Annotated in this window: 1 protein-coding gene; it reads right to left on the reverse strand. The window is 46.8% G+C overall.

The window, feature by feature from the left end; genetic code table 11:
- Positions 1–650, reverse strand: a 650-nt coding sequence (locus R7044_RS25990; protein WP_225456093.1) for an HRDC domain-containing protein, incomplete at both ends; no start/stop codon positions are given.

Genomic DNA, 650 nt, shown 5'->3' on the forward strand with positions numbered 1-650 from the left:
TCTTTCATGTTTTTGAAAACTTGCTTATAGCCAGGGTAATCCATCAGGCGATCAATTTTAGCTGGGTATTCTTCTGGTGGTGTTTGCTTAGCCTTTTTCACGATGGCCGCAATTTTAGTACCGTGACGATTGACCGCGCGGCTATCCATCCCTTCCGCTTCCATCTTTTTAAAGCTTGTTAAACCTAAACGAGCAACCGTTAGCAAATCACCCTCTTTGAAGATGAAGTTTAGTGCTAAGTCGCGCTTGATTGCTTCACGATAACGCCAAGTTGCTAGCGGCTTTAACACAGCTAACTCTGACGGTTTAAGTTGCCACGCTCCTTTAATATCAAGGTACGCATTTTCTTCGTTGGTTTCGCGAATGCGTTTGGAAACCAACAAGTCGCTCTCTTGCTGCACCGCTTCCCACCAACCAGCTTCAGTGACTTTATCGAGCAATTTTTCGTAAAGTGGCAACAAGTAGTGAACGTCTGCCGCTGCATAATCAAGTTGCTTTTGCGTGAGAGGACGAGCCATCCAGTCGGTGCGAGATTCACTCTTGTCCAACGCAACACCTAAGTATTCTTCCACCAGCGTTGCGAAACCTGTTGACAGCCCGTGGCCAAGAAACGCCGCCATTAACTGTGTATCGACCATTGGAAATGGCGT

The organism is Vibrio sp. 1402 (assembly GCF_033340275.1).